This is a genomic window from Halomonas aquatica (assembly GCF_040196335.1).
Lineage (GTDB): Bacteria > Pseudomonadota > Gammaproteobacteria > Pseudomonadales > Halomonadaceae > Halomonas > Halomonas aquatica.
This window is the reverse complement of the sequence record NZ_JBEGCJ010000004.1, coordinates 297851-313411: the sequence shown is the minus strand read 5'-3', so window position 1 is coordinate 313411 and position 15561 is coordinate 297851. Positions and strand designations below refer to the sequence as shown.

The 15561-nt window shown below is 66.7% G+C and carries 18 protein-coding genes; 9 read left to right on the top strand and 9 right to left on the bottom strand.

Features of this window, described 5'->3' with window-relative positions:
• Positions 1–25 precede the first annotated feature (25 nt).
• Together ABE960_RS10475 and ABE960_RS10470 are read right to left on the bottom strand one after the other, a co-directional pair.
• The gene (locus ABE960_RS10475; RefSeq protein WP_349762206.1) at positions 26–616 is read right to left on the bottom strand and encodes an SCO family protein; all 591 of its coding nucleotides are present in this window, start codon (positions 614–616) and stop codon (positions 26–28) included.
• A gap of 2 nt (positions 617–618) precedes the next feature.
• Complete coding sequence (locus tag ABE960_RS10470; RefSeq protein WP_349762205.1) at positions 619–1131, bottom strand: hypothetical protein; 513 nt, start codon at positions 1129–1131, stop codon at positions 619–621.
• Between the two features lie 109 nt (positions 1132–1240).
• On the opposite strand from ABE960_RS10470, the gene ABE960_RS10465 reads away from it, so the two are divergent.
• On the top strand, positions 1241–2155 hold the full coding sequence (locus ABE960_RS10465) for an AEC family transporter (RefSeq protein WP_349762204.1): 915 nt from the start codon (positions 1241–1243) through the stop codon (positions 2153–2155).
• Positions 2156–2178: 23 nt separating this feature from the next.
• On the opposite strand, the gene trmB is transcribed toward ABE960_RS10465, so the two are convergent.
• Complete coding sequence (trmB, locus tag ABE960_RS10460; protein WP_349762203.1) at positions 2179–2919, bottom strand: tRNA (guanosine(46)-N7)-methyltransferase TrmB; 741 nt, start codon at positions 2917–2919, stop codon at positions 2179–2181.
• 118 nt (positions 2920–3037) lie between these two features.
• Here trmB and ABE960_RS10455 point away from each other — a divergent pair, with 118 nt between their 5' ends.
• Positions 3038–3442 carry a DUF423 domain-containing protein gene (locus ABE960_RS10455; protein ID WP_349762202.1) on the top strand — a complete coding sequence of 135 codons (405 nt, stop codon included), beginning with the start codon at positions 3038–3040 and terminating at the stop codon, positions 3440–3442.
• Here ABE960_RS10455 and ABE960_RS10450 read toward each other — a convergent pair.
• Positions 3418–3831 carry a PaaI family thioesterase gene (locus tag ABE960_RS10450; RefSeq protein WP_349762201.1) on the bottom strand — a complete coding sequence of 138 codons (414 nt, stop codon included), beginning with the start codon at positions 3829–3831 and terminating at the stop codon, positions 3418–3420. The genes ABE960_RS10455 and ABE960_RS10450 overlap by 25 nt on opposite strands.
• Positions 3832–4013: 182 nt before the next feature.
• A complete protein-coding gene (locus tag ABE960_RS10445) occupies positions 4014–6200 on the bottom strand; it encodes a malate synthase G (protein ID WP_349762200.1) in 2187 nt (728 codons plus the stop codon).
• 234 nt (positions 6201–6434) lie between these two features.
• On the opposite strand from ABE960_RS10445, the gene ABE960_RS10440 reads away from it, so the two are divergent.
• Both ABE960_RS10440 and ABE960_RS10435 read left to right on the top strand, forming a co-directional pair.
• Positions 6435–7418, top strand: a complete 984-nt coding sequence (locus tag ABE960_RS10440) for an alpha/beta hydrolase (protein ID WP_349762199.1) — start codon at positions 6435–6437, stop codon at positions 7416–7418.
• Positions 7406–7882 carry a hypothetical protein gene (locus ABE960_RS10435; RefSeq protein ID WP_349762198.1) on the top strand — a complete coding sequence of 159 codons (477 nt, stop codon included), beginning with the start codon at positions 7406–7408 and terminating at the stop codon, positions 7880–7882. Before ABE960_RS10440 ends, ABE960_RS10435 begins: the two co-directional genes overlap by 13 nt.
• A 12-nt stretch (positions 7883–7894) precedes the next feature.
• On the opposite strand, the gene ABE960_RS10430 is transcribed toward ABE960_RS10435, so the two are convergent.
• Together ABE960_RS10430 and ABE960_RS10425 are read right to left on the bottom strand one after the other, a co-directional pair.
• Complete coding sequence (locus tag ABE960_RS10430; RefSeq protein WP_349762197.1) at positions 7895–9397, bottom strand: YifB family Mg chelatase-like AAA ATPase; 1503 nt, start codon at positions 9395–9397, stop codon at positions 7895–7897.
• 93 nt (positions 9398–9490) lie between these two features.
• Positions 9491–9844, bottom strand: coding sequence for an accessory factor UbiK family protein (locus ABE960_RS10425; RefSeq protein ID WP_349762196.1), 354 nt, complete (start codon positions 9842–9844; stop codon positions 9491–9493).
• Between the two features lie 295 nt (positions 9845–10139).
• On the opposite strand from ABE960_RS10425, the gene ABE960_RS10420 reads away from it, so the two are divergent.
• The 3 genes from ABE960_RS10420 (at position 10140) to ABE960_RS10410 (ending at position 12254) form a co-directional block, all read left to right on the top strand.
• Entirely contained in the window at positions 10140–10478 is a 339-nt protein-coding gene (locus ABE960_RS10420) for a P-II family nitrogen regulator (protein WP_349762195.1), read from the top strand.
• Positions 10479–10513: 35 nt separating this feature from the next.
• The gene (locus ABE960_RS10415) at positions 10514–11764 is read left to right on the top strand and encodes an ammonium transporter (RefSeq protein ID WP_349762194.1); all 1251 of its coding nucleotides are present in this window, start codon (positions 10514–10516) and stop codon (positions 11762–11764) included.
• 151 nt (positions 11765–11915) lie between these two features.
• Positions 11916–12254 carry a P-II family nitrogen regulator gene (locus ABE960_RS10410; RefSeq protein ID WP_349762192.1) on the top strand — a complete coding sequence of 113 codons (339 nt, stop codon included), beginning with the start codon at positions 11916–11918 and terminating at the stop codon, positions 12252–12254.
• A gap of 132 nt (positions 12255–12386) precedes the next feature.
• On the opposite strand, the gene ABE960_RS10405 is transcribed toward ABE960_RS10410, so the two are convergent.
• Positions 12387–13163, bottom strand: a complete 777-nt coding sequence (locus ABE960_RS10405) for a ferredoxin--NADP reductase (protein WP_349762191.1) — start codon at positions 13161–13163, stop codon at positions 12387–12389.
• 145 nt (positions 13164–13308) lie between these two features.
• On the opposite strand from ABE960_RS10405, the gene ABE960_RS10400 reads away from it, so the two are divergent.
• A complete protein-coding gene (locus tag ABE960_RS10400) occupies positions 13309–14235 on the top strand; it encodes a LysR family transcriptional regulator (RefSeq protein ID WP_349762190.1) in 927 nt (308 codons plus the stop codon).
• A gap of 54 nt (positions 14236–14289) precedes the next feature.
• Here the strand turns inward: ABE960_RS10400 and ABE960_RS10395 are convergent, their stop codons facing one another.
• The gene (locus ABE960_RS10395; RefSeq protein WP_349762189.1) at positions 14290–14712 is read right to left on the bottom strand and encodes a host attachment protein; all 423 of its coding nucleotides are present in this window, start codon (positions 14710–14712) and stop codon (positions 14290–14292) included.
• 222 nt (positions 14713–14934) lie between these two features.
• Here ABE960_RS10395 and ABE960_RS10390 point away from each other — a divergent pair, with 222 nt between their 5' ends.
• Positions 14935–15561 (top strand): hypothetical protein, encoded by a 627-nt coding sequence (locus ABE960_RS10390; RefSeq protein ID WP_349762188.1) that lies wholly within the window; start codon positions 14935–14937, stop codon positions 15559–15561.

The following is a 15561-nucleotide window of genomic DNA, read 5'->3' as shown; positions in this document are numbered from 1 at the left end:
GGCTCACCCCTGCCATGTCCCAGCCTTACAAGAGGGCCTTCTCCAGAGCGGCCTGAAGCGGCCCCGAGGTGGGTGAGTGCAACACCCGACGAAGGATCTCGCCGTCACGGTCGACCAGGAAGAGCGAGGCGCTGTGATCGATGGTGTAGTCCATGGCGGAGTCAGGGGTCTCCACCTTTCGCCAGATCACGCCATAGCGTCCGGCCAGCGCCTCGAGCGCTTCCGGGCCGGCGGTGGCACCGATGAAGTCGTCGCCGAAGAACCCCAGATACTCCTCCAGCCGAGCCAGGGTATCCCGCTCGGGATCCAGCGAGACCATCAGCGGGACTACCCGGCGACGCTGTTCCGGGTCCAACCGCCCCATCACTTGCCGAACCACGGCGAGGCTCATCGGGCAGACATCCGGGCACCAGGTATAGCCGAAGAAGACCACCGCCAGCTGGTCGTCCTCAAGCTGGCTCAGGGAGAAGTCACCCTCGGTCGATGGCAGTTCGATCGGTCCGCCCCGTGGCTCGCCGCTCGCCTGCTGCATCTGCTGCTGGTAGAAGGCCACGCCTAACGCCACCAGCATCACCAGCACCGCACCCAACCCTATCCGGATTCGTCGTAGGTTCATCATCATCGTCTCTGCACCTCGAAGTCGAACCAGCTTCCCAGACGCCCGCGAGGGGTGTCCAGCACTACCTTGGCTCGCCAGGGCATGATCTCCTCAGAGCAGATCGACACCTGCCCCTCACCGCGGAAGATGCCTTCACCCTTGGCCCCGAGAGGAAACCGATGCAGCCCCATGTCCATGTCGCGGCCCACGAAATCGACCCGCACGGACTCGGCCAGAATCCCTGACACGCGCACCTCCAGAGGCAGGCGCTGGAGGGCGCGGATGGGGCCGTTCGTCACGACCGCCAGGCTGAGTTCGACACCCTCTCCCAGGGGCACGCTGCAAGGAGCCACGTGAAGGTCGCAGCCGGCCCCCGCCGGCGGGGGGTACCAGCGTACCTCCGCCTCGTCGCGCAGGCTGTAACTGGTCAGGTACCAGAGCGCCACGGCCAGGGTCAGCAGGGTGACGGTGATCAGCACGCGCAGCAATGGCAGGCGTGCCGCGCCGCTCGAGGACAGGGTGCGCTGGGGCATGGCGGAGAGCGGAGCCTCCATCGATGGCAGGATGCAGGTAAGCTTATCAGTATTTGCCTGCGGCGAAGTATGCAAGGATGTCGCAGGGAGGCCACCATGAGGAGGTGTCATGGAAGACATTGGCAATGCACTGGGGCCCCTGTTCCTGCTGATCCTGCTGGGTGCCGGACTCGGCTGGTGGCGCCAGCCGGGAGGCGACTTCTGGCCCCGCATGGAGCGCCTGATCTACGTCCTGCTCTTCCCCGCCATGCTGGTGTCGACCCTGGCCACCGCCGAGGTCGATGAGGTGCCGGTGGCTCGCCTGGCGCTGGTGCTGCTGGGGGCGTTACTCGCCTTCGCGGCGCTGCTGTGGCTGGCCCGCGACCGGCTGCGGTTGACCATGCCGGCCTTCACCTCGGCCTTCCAGGGAGCGCTGCGCTTCAACACCTATGTCGGCGTGGCCGGGTCCGCCGCCCTGCACGGCAGCGCCGGAGCCACGACGGCCGCCGTGGCGGTGGCGCTGATGGTGCCGGTGGTCAATGTGCTGTGCGTGGCGGCCTTCATCTCCGCCGGCACCCTGGGCTCGTCGAGCCTGGGCCAGAGCCTGTCCGCCCTGACCCGCAACCCGCTGATCCTCGCCTGCCTGGCCGGCATCGGCCTGAACCTCAGCGGCATCGGACTGCCCGGCTGGAGCCAGCCGGGCATGGAGCTGCTGGGCCGTGCCGCCCTGCCGCTGGGCCTGGTGGCCGTGGGCGTGGCGCTGCGTCCGACCGCGTTGCTGAGGGTGGATCGTGGCGTCTGGGCCGCCAACCTGATCAAGCTGGGACTGATGCCGGCGGCGGTGCTCGCATTGGCCCATCTGCTCGGCCTGGACCCGGTGACCCGGGACGTGGCCCTGCTCTTCGCCGCCCTGCCCACCGCCACCTCGGCCTATATCCTGGCCCGCCAGCTGGGCGGCGACGCCGAGTTGATGGCGGCATTGATCACCGGCCAGACGCTGCTGGCCATGCTGACCCTGCCGCTCTGGCTGAGGCTCGCCGGTTGAGCGCGCCTGGGGGTCACGAGCGGTCAGTCGACCCGCTGGAAGATCAGATCCCAGACGCCATGGCCGAGCCTCTCGCCTCGTGCCTCGAACTTGGTCAACGGACGGAAGTCGGGGCGGGGCACGAAGGGGGCCGTCTTGGTAGCGGCGGTGTTCGCGAAGCCGGGGGCCGCCTGCATGACCTCGGCCATCCACTCGGCATAGGCCTGCCAGTCGGTAGCCATGTGCAGGGTACCGCCCGGCTTGAGCCGGGTGCGGACCAGTTCGACGAAGGCCGGCTGCACGATGCGCCGCTTGTGGTGCTTCTTCTTGGGCCAGGGGTCGGGGAAGAACAGCTGGAGGGTGTCGAGGCTCGCCTCGGTTAGGCACTGCTCGAGGACGGCCAGGGCATCCTCGCGATAGACCCGGAGATTGGTCAGGCCGCGCTTGTCGGCCTCGTCTAGCAGCTTGCCCACGCCGGGCGCATGCACCTCGATACCGATGAAGTCGGTATCGAGGTGGCGCTCGGCCTGCTCGACCAGCGAGGCGCCCATGCCGAAGCCGATCTCCAGCACCCGAGGGGCATGGCGTCCGAACAGGGGATCGAGGTCCTGAAGGCCATCGGCCAGCGTCAGCCCCAGGCGCGGCCAGACCTCCTCGAGCCCGCGGGTCTGGGCCTGGGTCATGCGGCCGGCACGCAGCACATAGCTCTTGATGCCGCGTCGATGCAGCGGGGCCTCGGGCCCCTCGGGGCCGTTCGTCTTGTCGTCGTGTCGCGGGTCGCTCATGGGCTGGAGGAAACTCGTTGCCAGAGGTGAATCGGGGGCGACATTGTAGCGACTTACTCGCGCCCGGGGTACGGTGAGCGACCAACCGGCAACCCGGGAAGAACACGGAGACGCATCCATGCAGGACAGAGGCTGGTGGTTCGGGAGCGCCCTCTCCGGCGCCCTGGTGGTGTTAGCCGGCGCCTTCGGCGCCCATGCGTTGGCAGGGCAGCTGACGCCGCGGCTGATGAGCGCCTTCGAGACCGGCGTGCGCTACCAGGCCTGGCATACCCTGGCCCTGCTCGCCGTGCTGGCCTGGAGGGCCTCGAGGCCGCTGGCCGGGCAGCGACTCGCCCTGGGCCTGTGGGGGGCAGGCATGCTGCTCTTCTCGGGCTCGCTCTATGCCATGGCATTCACGGGCATGCGTCAGCTGGGCATGGTCACGCCGTTCGGCGGGGTGCTGCTGATGGCCGGCTGGCTGGCCCTGGCGGCGTCGGTGCGGCGCGCCCGGCCCGGCGATCAGTCGCCATCAGGCAGCGCATAGGTTGCCGTGACCAATGCCACCGGGCGATCATCGCCCGCCGAGAAGAGCTGCACCTCCCCCACCGCCAAGCGTCGACCCAACTTGAGGATGCGGGCATTGGCGATGACATCGCGATCGCCACGGGGCCGGCGAAGGAAGCGGCAGTGCAGGTCGCTGGTCACGGCCATCGGCTCGGGGCCGATCTGGGCGAGGATCGCCACATAGAGGCAGACATCGGCCAGGCCCATCAGGGTGGGGCCGGAGACACTGGCGCCGGGCCGCAGGTGCTCGTCCTCGATGGCCAGGCTCATGGTGGCCCGCATCTCGTCGACGCCCTCGATCGTCCCGGTGCGCTGGGGAAATATCTCGTCGAGGAAGTCCTCGATGGCGGCGGCGGTCATCACGGTCATGGCTGGGCTCCCGGCGGGGGTGGTCAAGGCGGGCCCCTACCATAGCGAAGCCCGCTCGCGCTCGACAGTGGCCAAACGTCGAGCGCGTCAACGCCATACGCGCACGAAAACGCCCCCATGGCAGCACCATGGGGGCGTGTCGGTTCGGGCCCGGGGTGGGCCCGTTACTGCCCGCGGCGGACTTACTTGGCCTTGTGCACCGCGCGCCAGTGGTGCAGCAGCGGCTCGGTATAGCCGGCGGGCTGCTCGCGGCCCTTGAAGATCAGGTCGCTGGCCGCCTGGAAGGCGGTCGAGGCGGTGAAGTCAGCGCTCATCGGCGTATACTCCGGGTCGCCGGCATTCTGCTGGTCGACCACCTTGGCCATGCGCTCCAGGGTCTCCTTGACGCGGGCGGCATCGACCACGCCGTGGTGCAGCCAGTTGGCGATGTGCTGACTGGAGATGCGCAGGGTCGCACGATCTTCCATCAGGCCCACGTCATGGATGTCCGGCACCTTGGAGCAGCCCACGCCGTGCTCGACCCAGCGCACCACGTAGCCGAGGATGCCCTGGCAGTTGTTGTCCAGCTCCTGCTGGATCTCCTCGTCGCTCCACTCGGGCTTCTCGGCGACCGGCACGGTGAGGAGATCATCGAGCAGCTTTTCGCGGTGGGCAGTATCGCCCTGGCCTTCCATTTCGCGCTGCAGGGCCGCCACGTCCACCTGATGGTAGTGCAGGGCATGCAGGGTCGCGGCGGTCGGCGACGGCACCCAGGCGGTGTTGGCCCCGGCCTTGGGGTGGCCGATCTTCTGCTCGAGCATGGCGGCCATCAGGTCCGGCATGGCCCACATGCCCTTGCCGATCTGGGCGCGGCCGCGCAGGCCGCAGGCCAGGCCGACCTGGACATTGTTCTTCTCGTAGGCCTGGATCCAGGCGGACCCCTTCATGTCGCCCTTGCGGATCATCGGGCCCGCCTCCATGGCGGTGTGCATCTCGTCGCCGGTGCGGTCGAGGAAGCCGGTGTTGATGAACACCACCCGGGAGGGCGCCTCGGCGATGCAGGCCTTGAGGTTGACCGAGGTGCGACGCTCCTCGTCCATGATGCCCATCTTCAGGGTGTCACGATCCATGCCGAGGATGTCCTCGATGCGACCGAACAGCGCATTGGAGAAGGCGACCTCCTTCGGGCCGTGCATCTTCGGCTTGACGATGTACATGGAGCCGGTGCGGGAGTTGCGCGGCTCGCCCTCGCCCTTCTTCAGGTCATGCAAGGCAAGCAGGCCGGTAACGATGCCGTCGAGGATGCCCTCGGGCAGCTCGTTGCCCTCGGCGTCGAGCAGCGACGGGGTGGTCATCAAGTGGCCCACGTTGCGCACGAACATCAGCGAGCGCCCAGGCAGAGTGACGGTGCCGCCGTCGGTGTTGTGCCAGGTGCGATCGGCATTGAGGCGACGGGTGATGGTCTTGCCGCCCTTCTCGACCTGCTCCTCCAGGTCGCCCTTCATCAGGCCCAGCCAGCTGGCGTAGACACCGACCTTGTCCTCGGCGTCCACCGCCGCCACGGAGTCCTCGCAGTCCATGATGGCGGTCAGCGCGGCCTCGACGATGACGTCCTTGACGCCGGCCGGGTCGGTCTTGCCGATCGGGTGGCTCGGATCGATCTGGATCTCCAGGTGCAGGCCATGGTTGACCAGCAGGATGGACTCAGGACTGTCGGTGGCGCCGCTGAAGCCCACCAGCTTGCCCGAATCCTTGAGGCCGGTCTCGCGGCCGCCCTCCAGAGAAACCACCAGATGGCCGTCACGCAGCACGTACTTGATGGCATCGTGGTGGGAGCCGGTGGCCAGCGGGGCGGCACGGTCCAGCACGCCGCGGGCATAGGAAATGACCTTCTCGGCACGCTTCGGGTTGAAGCTTGCGCCCTTCTCGGCACCATCGTCCTCGGAGATGGCGTCGGTGCCATAGAGGGCGTCGTAGAGGCTGCCCCAACGCGCGTTGGCGGCGTTGAGGGCATAACGGGCGTTGTTGACAGGCACCACCAGCTGCGGGCCGGCCTGGGTGGCGATCTCGTGATCGACATTGGTGGTGGTCACGCCGACCTTGGCCGGCGCCTCCACCAGGTAGCCGATCTCCTTGAGGAAGGCGCGGTAGGCGGCCATGTCGCGGACAGGGCCCGGGTTCTCTCGATGCCAGGTATCGAGCTTCTCCTGGAAGCGGTCACGCTCGGCGAGCAGCTGGCGGTTCTGCGGGGCCAGGTCATGGAAGAGGGCATCCACGCCGCTCCAGAAGGCTTCGGGGTCGACGCCGGACCCGGGCAGGGCCTGTTCGTTGATGAAGCGGTCCAGCTCGGCGGCCACCTGGAGGCGATGGCGAGTAATGCGTTGGGTCATGGGTCGTACTCCTCATGCTTGGCTGTTCGGTGCCCCCTGGCACCGACCGGCCGGACAGGGAAAGATGACTGCGTAACACCGATTTTGTGGAAATTGCTTCCACATGTAAAGCCGCAGCCGCCATGAGGGGCCAGAAGCTAGACCAAATGATGAGGCCCATGGCCCGTCCTCTCAGGCTTCGCTGGTGGAGCCGCCGGCTTGGCGCTAGCATGAACGGGCATTGCGGAGAAACCGATGAGCGACTTTACCCCCCTGCAGGCCCTGGGGCCCCTCGCCCCCGCGGACCTATCCGGTCAGGCCCTGGAACGCTATCTGGGCCACTATGGCCTGGCACCCCTGCTCGCCGAGCGGGTAGGCCTCTACGTGGGCTATCTGGAGGCGGGCGACTTTCGCCTCTGGACCCAGGTCTGGAGTCCCGAGTCGCCCATCGGCACGGCCTTCATCGTGCACGGCTACTTCGACCACCTCGGCCTCTACCGCCACCTGCTGGAACGCCTGCTCGCGCGGGGCTGGCGGGTCGTGCTCTGGGACCTGCCGGGTCATGGCCTCTCCAGCGGCCGGCGCGCCTCCATCGACGACTTCAATGACTATGGCAGCTGCCTGCAACGGCTGCAGCAACATCTGCAGGACGAGGGGCTGGCGCCACGCCCGTGGCTAGGCATCGGGCAGAGCACCGGGGCGGCGATTCTCGCCACCGACGCCCTGACCCGCGGCGACGACGGCCACTGGTCGGGACTGGCGCTGCTCGCACCGCTGGTTCGCCCCTGGGGCTGGAGCCAGTCGAACTGGTTGCACCTTCTGGTGGGCCCCTTCGTGAACTCTGTGCCGCGCAAGTTCCGCGCCAATTCCACGGATGCCGATTTCGCGGACTTCCTGCGCGACGGCGATCCCCTCCAGGCGGACCGCCTGGTGATGGACTGGATCGGTGCCATGCGCCGCTGGATGCCGCAGCTGCTGGCGCTGCCACCGAGTCCCGTCCCAACCCTGATCCTGCAGGGCGAGCAGGACCTGACCGTGGACTGGGAATGGAACCTCACGGTGCTGGCACGTAAGTTCCCCAACGCCGAGATCCATCGCCACCCCGAGGCCCGCCACCACCTGGTCAATGAGGCCGAGCCTATTCGCCGCGAACTGTTCTCGGTACTCGACCGATTCGTCGCGACGCTGGAGCCTTCCGGTGCCCCGAAAGGCGAGGGGAGTGCGCCATGCGCTACCTGACCCTGCTGCTGACCCTGCTGCTCGCCGGCTGTGCCGGCTCCCCGCAGCAGCCGGCTACCGCGCGCCAGGCCCTGCTGGGATTGAGCGAACGCGCCGCCGATCAGGTCACGGCGACGCCGCCCCTGGCGCGTCCGGCCGTCGATCAGGTCCTGCTGCTGGCCATGCCGGAGGTCGACGCCAGGCTGGGGTTCACCGACGAGCGCCTGCTCGAGAGCCTGACTCGGGCCCTGCTGGCGGTCTCGAGTGGCCCCCAGGTGCTGGAATGGCGTGAGGCCATGGCGCAGGGCGGCCACGACAACCAGTGGCGACTGGACACCCGCCTGATGGCCGACGGCCCCCGCCTGAGGCTCTCGGATCGCGAGTTGCTGCCCTATCGCCTGAACCTGGAGCTGCGCCGCACGGGACGCGACGAACCCGCCTGGCGCGCGGAGATCAGCGGAGCCCTGGACGCCACGGCGCTCTGATCGCGGTGCCCGTCATCGCTTCAGCAGCCGGTCGAGTTGACGATAGCCGATGGCCTCGATCAGCTGATCGCGCCCGGGGCGCCCCTCGCCGGCCAGGTCGGCCAGGGTCAGGGCCACCCGCAGCACCCGATGGTAGGCCCGAGCCGACAGCTTGAGCCGCTCCAGCACACCGGCCAGCCAGGCCCGATCCCCTGCCCGAAGGGCACAGGCCTCCTCCAGGGCTCGTCCGGCCAGTTGCGCATTGAGCACCCCGCGCGTCGCCTGTCTCGCCCGCGCCGCCAGCACCCGCTCGCGCACCACCATCGAGGACTCGCCCGGCTCACGGGAGGTCAACTGCTCCGGCGCCAGCGCCGGCACTTCCACCTGAAGGTCGATGCGGTCGAGCAACGGGCCGGAAAGTCGTGCCTGATACCGCTGGATCTGGGCAGCGGTGCAGTGGCAGGGCTGGCGTGGGTCGCCCAGATGCCCACAGGGGCAGGGATTCATGGCCGCTACCAGCTGAAAGCCGGCAGGAAAGCGTCGTTCGTGGCTGGCCCGGGCGATATGGATCTGCCCCGACTCCATGGGCTCGCGCATCACCTCCAACACGTGTCGAGAGAACTCCGGCAGTTCGTCCAGGAACAACACGCCACGATGGGCCAGGGAGATCTCGCCGGGGCGCGGCTTCGAGCCGCCGCCTACCAGGGCCACGGCGCTGGCGGTGTGGTGCGGGGCACGGAAGGGGCGCACGCCCCACTGCTCGGCATGCGCCAGCCCGCTGACCGAGCGGATCGCCGCCACCTCCAGGGCCTCCTGCTCGGAGAGCGGCGGCAGGATGCCCGGCAGGCGACTGGCCAGCATGGTCTTGCCGGTCCCCGGCGGGCCGGCGAACAGCAGGTTGTGACCGCCGGCGGCGGCCACCTCCAGCGCACGCCGGGCCTGATGCTGCCCCCTTACCTCGGCCAGGTCGGGGCCCGGCTCCGTCGAGGGGGCGGGACCTGACGAACGGTGCGGGAGAAGGGGCTCCTGGCCCAGCAGGTGGGCCACCACCTCGAGCAGGTGATCGGCGGGCAGCACATCGAGGTCGCCTGCCAGGGCGGCTTCGTCGGCGTTGGCCCGGGGCACGATCAGCCGGCGGCGCGCATGGCATGTTGCCATGGCCATCGGCAGTACCCCGGTCACCGGCCGCAGCCGACCATCGAGAGCCAGCTCCCCGGCGCACTCTATCCCCTCGAGGGCCTCGCGCGGCACCTGGCCCGAGGCGACCAGCAGCCCCAGGGCGATGGGCAGGTCGAAGCGGCCGCCCTCCTTGGGCAGATCGGCGGGGGCCAGGTTGAGGGTGATGCGTCGCAGGGGGAAGTCGAAGCCGGCATTGATCAGGGCACTGCGTACCCGCTCGCGGCTCTCCTTGACGGCGGCCTCAGGCAGCCCCACCAGGGTAATGCCGGGCAGGCCATTGGCCAGATGCACCTCGACCAGCACCTCGGGCGCCTCGAGTCCGAGGCTGGCCCGGGTGTGGATGATTGCCAGCGTCATGCGCGATCCCTCGCCGCCTGTCTGACTTCAGGCTAGTCCAGGCCGGCGGGGTGCGCCCGGGCACGATTGATAGGGGACAGGGCAGGCAGAGGATCAGCGGTCGGTCTCGCCGGCGCCGGCGTCCTCCTCGGGGCTCGACTCGGCGCTTGGTGTCTCCGGCAGCGCCTCTGCAGGCTCGCTCGGTGAAGTCTCCCGAGAGGTGGCTCCATCCAGCCCCTCCTCCAGCGCCGCCACCTGCTGCTCCAGCGCCTCGACCCGCGCCCGGGTGCGCTGGAGCACGTCCATCAGGATGTCGAAGTCCTCCCTGGACACCAGCTCCAGGCGGTCGAAGGCGCCCTTGACCACCTGCTGGATGCCCTTCTGTACCTCTTCCGGCGCCTGGGAAGCACCCTGCAGCCGGTCACCGATCTGCTGGGCCAAGCGACTGATGCGATCATGGCTCACCATGGTGTCTCTCCTGAAACGTGATTGGATGCCTGACAAGAGGATACGCAAGCCTCCGGCACCACGCATCACCCTTCTATGCTCACTTATGGTGCGCAGTCATTCTGATAAATGCACCACAATGAATCATCATCGCCATCGACCTCGTTCGTCCCGCCGCCGTCCACACACAATAACTCGTCACATCCATATGATTTAAAATGAAAATTTTAAAATCTGGCATGGTTATCGCTTAAACAGGGCAGCCACTTGTCGGGCGGCACCATGCCAGCCCATATTCCAGCAAGGGAGATTCGGAATGAAGCTGATCACCGCCATCATCAAACCATTCAAGCTCGACGACGTCCGTGAGGCACTCGCCGACAACGGCGTCCAGGGCATCACCGTTACCGAGGTCAAGGGCTTCGGCCGCCAGAAGGGCCATACCGAGCTCTATCGTGGCGCCGAGTACGTCGTCGACTTCCTGCCCAAGGTCAAGGTCGAGATCGCGGTTGACGACTCACGACTCGAAACCGTGCTCGATGCCATCTGCAGTGCGGCCAACAGCGGCAAGATCGGTGACGGCAAGGTCTTCGTCACGCCTCTGGAGGACGTGATCCGCATCCGCACCGGTGAACGCGGTGCCGATGCCGTCTGACCACCCCTTCCCATTTCTGACGTGGAGAGACACCCATGAGTGAACTACCCGAGCTGAGCTATGCGCTCGATACCTTCTACTTCCTGATCTGCGGCGTGCTGGTGATGTGGATGGCCGCCGGCTTCTCGATGCTCGAGGCAGGCCTGGTGCGCTCCAAGAACACCGCCGAGATCCTGACCAAGAACATCGCCCTGTTCGCCATCGCATGCACCATGTACCTGCTGGTGGGCTACTACCTGATGTACTCCAGCGATGCCGGCGGCTTCCTGCCTAGCCTGGGCGCGCTTATCGGCAGCGAGAACGGGGTCGAAGCGGTGCTCGCCGGCGGCGATGGCGCCCCCTACTACTCCATGCGTTCGGACTTCTTCTTCCAGGTGGTGTTCGTGGCGACCGCCATGTCCATTGTCTCCGGTGCCGTCGCCGAGCGCATGAAGCTGTGGGCCTTCCTGGCCTTCGCCGTGGTCATGACTGGCTTCATCTATCCGGTGTCCGGCTACTGGACCTGGGGCGGTGGCTGGCTGGCCGAGGTCGGCTACTCCGACTATGCAGGCTCCGGCATCGTGCACCTGGCCGGTGCGGCCGCGGCCCTGGCAGGCGTGATGGTGCTCGGCCCGCGTAAGGGCAAGTACGGCAAGGACGGCAGCATCTATGCCATCCCCGGCGCCAACCTGCCGTTGGCCACCCTGGGTACCTTCATCCTGTGGATGGGCTGGTTCGGCTTCAACGGCGGCTCTGAGCTGAAGATGTCTGACGTGTCCTCCGCCAACAACGTGGCCCAGGTATTCGTCAACACCAACGCGGCCGCCGCCGGCGGCGTGATCGCCGCGCTGATCCTGGCCAAGATGTGGTTCCGCAAGGCCGACCTGACCATGGCCCTGAACGGCGCCCTGGCTGGCCTGGTGGCCATCACCGCCGATCCGCTGTCCCCCAGTGCGCTGGGCTCCGTGTTCATCGGCGCCGCGGGTGGCCTGCTGGTGGTGATCGCCATCGTGGCCCTGGACAAGCTGAAGCTTGATGATCCGGTGGGTGCCATCTCCGTACACGGGGTGGTGGGCATCTGGGGCGTGCTGGCCGTACCGCTGACCAATAGCGGTGCCAGTTTCGGTCCGCAGATCATCGGTATCCTCGGCATCTTCTTCTGGGTGTTCCTGGCCAGCCTGATCGTATGGTTTATCCTCAAGGCCGTGATGGGCATCCGGGTCACCGAAGAGGAAGAGTACGAAGGGGTCGACCTGACCGAGTGCGGCCTGGAAGCCTACCCCGAGTTCAGTGCCTCCAAGAAGTAAGACACCTACGCGAGTGAGCCCACGCTCCTCCTGGCCCCCTTCGGGGGGCTTTTTTTATTCCTCCCGCAGCGGGTGTATGCTCTGGCACAATGAACGCAGCCAGGGTGGCGTCCAACGCCACCGACCAACGGACAGGACGAGGATCAAGACCATGAAACTGGTGACCGCCATCATCAAGCCGTTCAAGCTCGACGACGTCCGGGAATCGCTCTCCGAGATCGGCGTCCAGGGCATCACCGTTACCGAGGTCAAGGGCTTCGGCCGCCAGAAGGGCCACACCGAGCTCTACCGCGGCGCCGAATACGTCGTGGACTTCCTGCCCAAGGTCAAGCTCGAGGTGGCCGTGGATGACGACATGGCGGTGAAGGTGATCGATGCCATCACCCAGGTGGCCAACTCCGGAAAGATCGGCGACGGCAAGATCTTCGTCACCGCTCTGGAGCAGGTGATCCGCATCCGCACCGGCGAGACCGGCAAGGACGCAGTCTAAGCGCGTAGCGCCGCAGACTGCTGTCATCGGCATTGCCGATAGCAACGCAAAACCCCGCCGGATTCGATCCGGCGGGGTTTTCATTTTTCCATCTCGATACCTGCCGCCCATGACCGGGCGGCTTGGCGCTGCTCACTTCTCGACGAACGCCCGCTCGATCACGTAGTCGCCGGGCTCACCCATGCGCGGCGAGATGGTGAAGCCGAGCTCGTCGAGCAGGTGGCTGGTGTCGTCGAGCATCGCCGGGCTACCACAGATCATGGCGCGATCCTGCTTGGGGTCGATGGCCGGAAGCCCCGTGTCCTCGGCCAGCTTGCCGCTGCGGATGTGGTCGGTCAGCCGCCCCATGGTGTGGAATTCTTCCCGGGTCACCGTGGGGTAGTAGACCAACTTCTCGCTGATCTCCTCGCCCAGATACTCATGGGCGGGCAGGTCCTTCTGGATGAAGTCGGCGTAGGCCAGTTCGCTGACGTTGCGGACGCCATGGACCAGCACGATCTTCTCGAAGCGCTCGTAGGCCTCAGGATCCTGGATCAGGCTCATGAACGGCGCAAGGCCGGTCCCGGTAGAGAGCAGGTAGAGGTTACGCCCCGGCAGAAGGTCATCGGTGACCAGGGTACCGGTGGGCTTGCGACTGACCATGATCTGGTCGCCGACCTCGAGGTGCTGGAGGCGCGAGGTAAGGGGACCATCTGGCACCTTGATGCTGAAGAACTCCAGATGGTCCTCGTAGTTGGGGCTGGCAATGGAGTAGGCCCGCATCAGCGGCTTACCGTTCACCTCGAGGCCTATCATGACGAACTGGCCATTCTTGAAGCGCAGGCTGCGCTCCCGGGTGGTGCGGAAACTGAACAGGGTGTCGTTCCAGTGATGCACACTGAGAACGTCCTCAAGCGCGAACTTGCTCATCCCGACTCCTTTTATATTCTATAAACGAATAAATAAGCCAAATATATTGTTAAGGCAATTCTAAGGGCCGGAAGGTTATCTGTTAAATGGATTGTATGGATAATACTTATCTATAATTTCGATATCATAGCCTGCGAGAAACGTCATGCGTTATACACTGCGCCAGCTGGAGGTCTTCGTTGCCGTCGCCCAGAACGAGAGCGTCTCACGTGCGGCCCGCTCCCTGGCGCTTTCCCAGTCGGCGACCAGCACCGCCCTGGCCGAGCTGGAGCGCCAGTTCGACTGCCGGCTGCTGGATCGCATCGGCAAGCGCCTGAAGCTCAATGCCCTGGGCTTCCAACTGCTGCCCAAGGCGGTGGCCCTGCTCGACCGCGCCGAGGAAGTGGAGGAACTGCTGCGTGGACAACAGGGAATCGGCACCCTGGACGTGGGCGCTACCCTGACCATCGGCAATTACCTGGCGACCCTGCTGATCAGCGACTTCATGCAGCGCCACCCGGGCAGCCGGGTACGGCTCTCGGTGCGCAACACCCGAACCATCATCGAGAGCATTCGCCAGCATGAGCTCGACCTCGGACTGATCGAGGGACAGTGCGAGGAGGAGGACGTGATCACCCAGCCCTGGGTGGAAGACGAGCTGGCGGTATTCTGCTCACCGCGCCACCCGCTTGCCACCACAGGCCCAGTGGAGCTGGATCGCCTGCTGCGCGAGGCCTGGATCATGCGAGAGCAGGGCTCCGGCACTCGGCTGACCCTGGAACAGGCCGCCCGGCATCGTCGCGGGCGCTTCAACATCCTGCTCGAACTGGAGCACACCGAGGGCATCAAGCGAGCGGTAGAGTCGGGGCTCGGCATCGGTTGTGTCTCGAGGCTCGCCCTGCGCGACGCCTTCCGCCGCGGCAGCCTGGTACCCATCGTCACCCCGGAGCTGGACCTGAGTCGCCAGTTCAGCTTCATCTGGCACCGCCACAAGTACCTGGCCACCGGCATGCGCGAATTCCTCAAGCTGTGCCGCCAGATGACCGAGGGCGTTCGCCGCAGCGATCAGATCGACCTGCCCCAGGTCCCCTGACGCAGGACGGCCCGGCAACAGGGCCGGGCCGCGAGTGGATGACACGGGCAGGCACTAGCGGAGGTCGCTGACCGCCTCCTGGATATCGGCGAGGGAGGCCTTGGTGAGATCCTTGGCCAGGGTATGGATCACCAGCTTGGCGGTCGGGCCGTCGACCTTGTCGCGCAGTTGACCGAGGAAACGCGGCGGGGCGACCAGGATCAGCTTCTCCATGCGATTCTCGACCCGGGCGCGATAGAGCCGATCGGCGACCTGGCGGGCGAAGACCTCCTCGTGGTGCTGGGTGGCCACGCTCTCCCCGCCGGCACTGCGGCCCGTGGTCGACTCGCGGACATCGCCCTCCCGGTCCGTCACCAGATCCCCCTCGTGCAGGCGACCCTCGGCATGGAGCAGGCCGTCCGTCTCGCTGATATTGATGCCATCACGAGTAAACAGGCGGGCCCGCGCCGCATCAGCCACCACGATATAGGTAGTCATAGCCGCTCCTCGATAAAGGTGAGTCGACGGAAGTCCGCCCGTCGGGACACCGACCTCCGCCTCTCATTCAACATTGGCAAGCCCCCCGGGGTTGGTCAACCTGAGACGATGACGGCATGACAGGACTGCAGGACAACGGAATCTGGGGTAGCATCTCGCACCGACCGACACGGAGGTCGGTGCGACTCATCGTGACGTTGTGCATTCTCCGGGAGGACCCCGATGCGACAGTTCCTGTTTCCCCGCCGGCCATTGGCCCGCGCCACCGTGCTGAACTGCCATCTGCTGCTGCAGCTCGGCCTGCTGGGCGCGACCGCCCTGTGGCTGGTGCCCCGCCTGTCCTGGCTCAGGCCGTCCGTAGAGGCGAACAGCGCCTGGCCGACACTTGCCATGGCAGGAGGACTCTGGCTGCTGGCCGCCGTCACCCTGCGCCTTTTGGCCGAACTCTGCCTGTTGCCACACCACATCAAGGCGCAGCGTCCCGGCTTCGCCCCCGGCGCCGTGGTCACCCGCTCCTGGGAGCGGCGACCGGCGGTTCATGACAACGAGGCGGCCTGGACCAGCGAGGCACGACATGTCGATGCCGAAGAGGAGAGCGCGCTGGGCAGCCCTCGGGTGGTTAGACCCGCCGAGCGCTACCGGCCGCCGAATTACCCCGGCGAGCCCGCCCTGGACCTGGCGCTGGGCGATCAGCCGGAACCAGCATGGTCAGCTCAACCATTACCCGGATGGGACACAGAGCCGGCACCGGCGTGGGCAGCTCAACCAGTACCGGCATGGGACACACAGCCATCACCCGCATGGGACGCGCAGCCGGAACCGGTAGCGACCCGCGAACCGCTGATCTAG

What these genes read in the sequence shown, in the direction of transcription:
- ABE960_RS10475 (WP_349762206.1), bottom strand. Translation starts at nt 616, where the DNA reads ATGAACCTACGACGAATCCGGATAGGGTTGGGTGCGGTGCTGGTGATG.
- ABE960_RS10470 (WP_349762205.1), bottom strand. Translation starts at nt 1,131, where the DNA reads ATGCCCCAGCGCACCCTGTCCTCGAGCGGCGCGGCACGCCTGCCATTG.
- ABE960_RS10465 (WP_349762204.1), top strand. Translation starts at nt 1,241, where the DNA reads ATGGAAGACATTGGCAATGCACTGGGGCCCCTGTTCCTGCTGATCCTG.
- trmB (WP_349762203.1), bottom strand. Translation starts at nt 2,919, where the DNA reads ATGAGCGACCCGCGACACGACGACAAGACGAACGGCCCCGAGGGGCCC.
- ABE960_RS10455 (WP_349762202.1), top strand. Translation starts at nt 3,038, where the DNA reads ATGCAGGACAGAGGCTGGTGGTTCGGGAGCGCCCTCTCCGGCGCCCTG.
- ABE960_RS10450 (WP_349762201.1), bottom strand. Translation starts at nt 3,831, where the DNA reads ATGACCGTGATGACCGCCGCCGCCATCGAGGACTTCCTCGACGAGATA.
- ABE960_RS10445 (WP_349762200.1), bottom strand. Translation starts at nt 6,200, where the DNA reads ATGACCCAACGCATTACTCGCCATCGCCTCCAGGTGGCCGCCGAGCTG.
- ABE960_RS10440 (WP_349762199.1), top strand. Translation starts at nt 6,435, where the DNA reads ATGAGCGACTTTACCCCCCTGCAGGCCCTGGGGCCCCTCGCCCCCGCG.
- ABE960_RS10435 (WP_349762198.1), top strand. Translation starts at nt 7,406, where the DNA reads ATGCGCTACCTGACCCTGCTGCTGACCCTGCTGCTCGCCGGCTGTGCC.
- ABE960_RS10430 (WP_349762197.1), bottom strand. Translation starts at nt 9,397, where the DNA reads ATGACGCTGGCAATCATCCACACCCGGGCCAGCCTCGGACTCGAGGCG.
- ABE960_RS10425 (WP_349762196.1), bottom strand. Translation starts at nt 9,844, where the DNA reads ATGGTGAGCCATGATCGCATCAGTCGCTTGGCCCAGCAGATCGGTGAC.
- ABE960_RS10420 (WP_349762195.1), top strand. Translation starts at nt 10,140, where the DNA reads ATGAAGCTGATCACCGCCATCATCAAACCATTCAAGCTCGACGACGTC.
- ABE960_RS10415 (WP_349762194.1), top strand. Translation starts at nt 10,514, where the DNA reads ATGAGTGAACTACCCGAGCTGAGCTATGCGCTCGATACCTTCTACTTC.
- ABE960_RS10410 (WP_349762192.1), top strand. Translation starts at nt 11,916, where the DNA reads ATGAAACTGGTGACCGCCATCATCAAGCCGTTCAAGCTCGACGACGTC.
- ABE960_RS10405 (WP_349762191.1), bottom strand. Translation starts at nt 13,163, where the DNA reads ATGAGCAAGTTCGCGCTTGAGGACGTTCTCAGTGTGCATCACTGGAAC.
- ABE960_RS10400 (WP_349762190.1), top strand. Translation starts at nt 13,309, where the DNA reads ATGCGTTATACACTGCGCCAGCTGGAGGTCTTCGTTGCCGTCGCCCAG.
- ABE960_RS10395 (WP_349762189.1), bottom strand. Translation starts at nt 14,712, where the DNA reads ATGACTACCTATATCGTGGTGGCTGATGCGGCGCGGGCCCGCCTGTTT.
- ABE960_RS10390 (WP_349762188.1), top strand. Translation starts at nt 14,935, where the DNA reads ATGCGACAGTTCCTGTTTCCCCGCCGGCCATTGGCCCGCGCCACCGTG.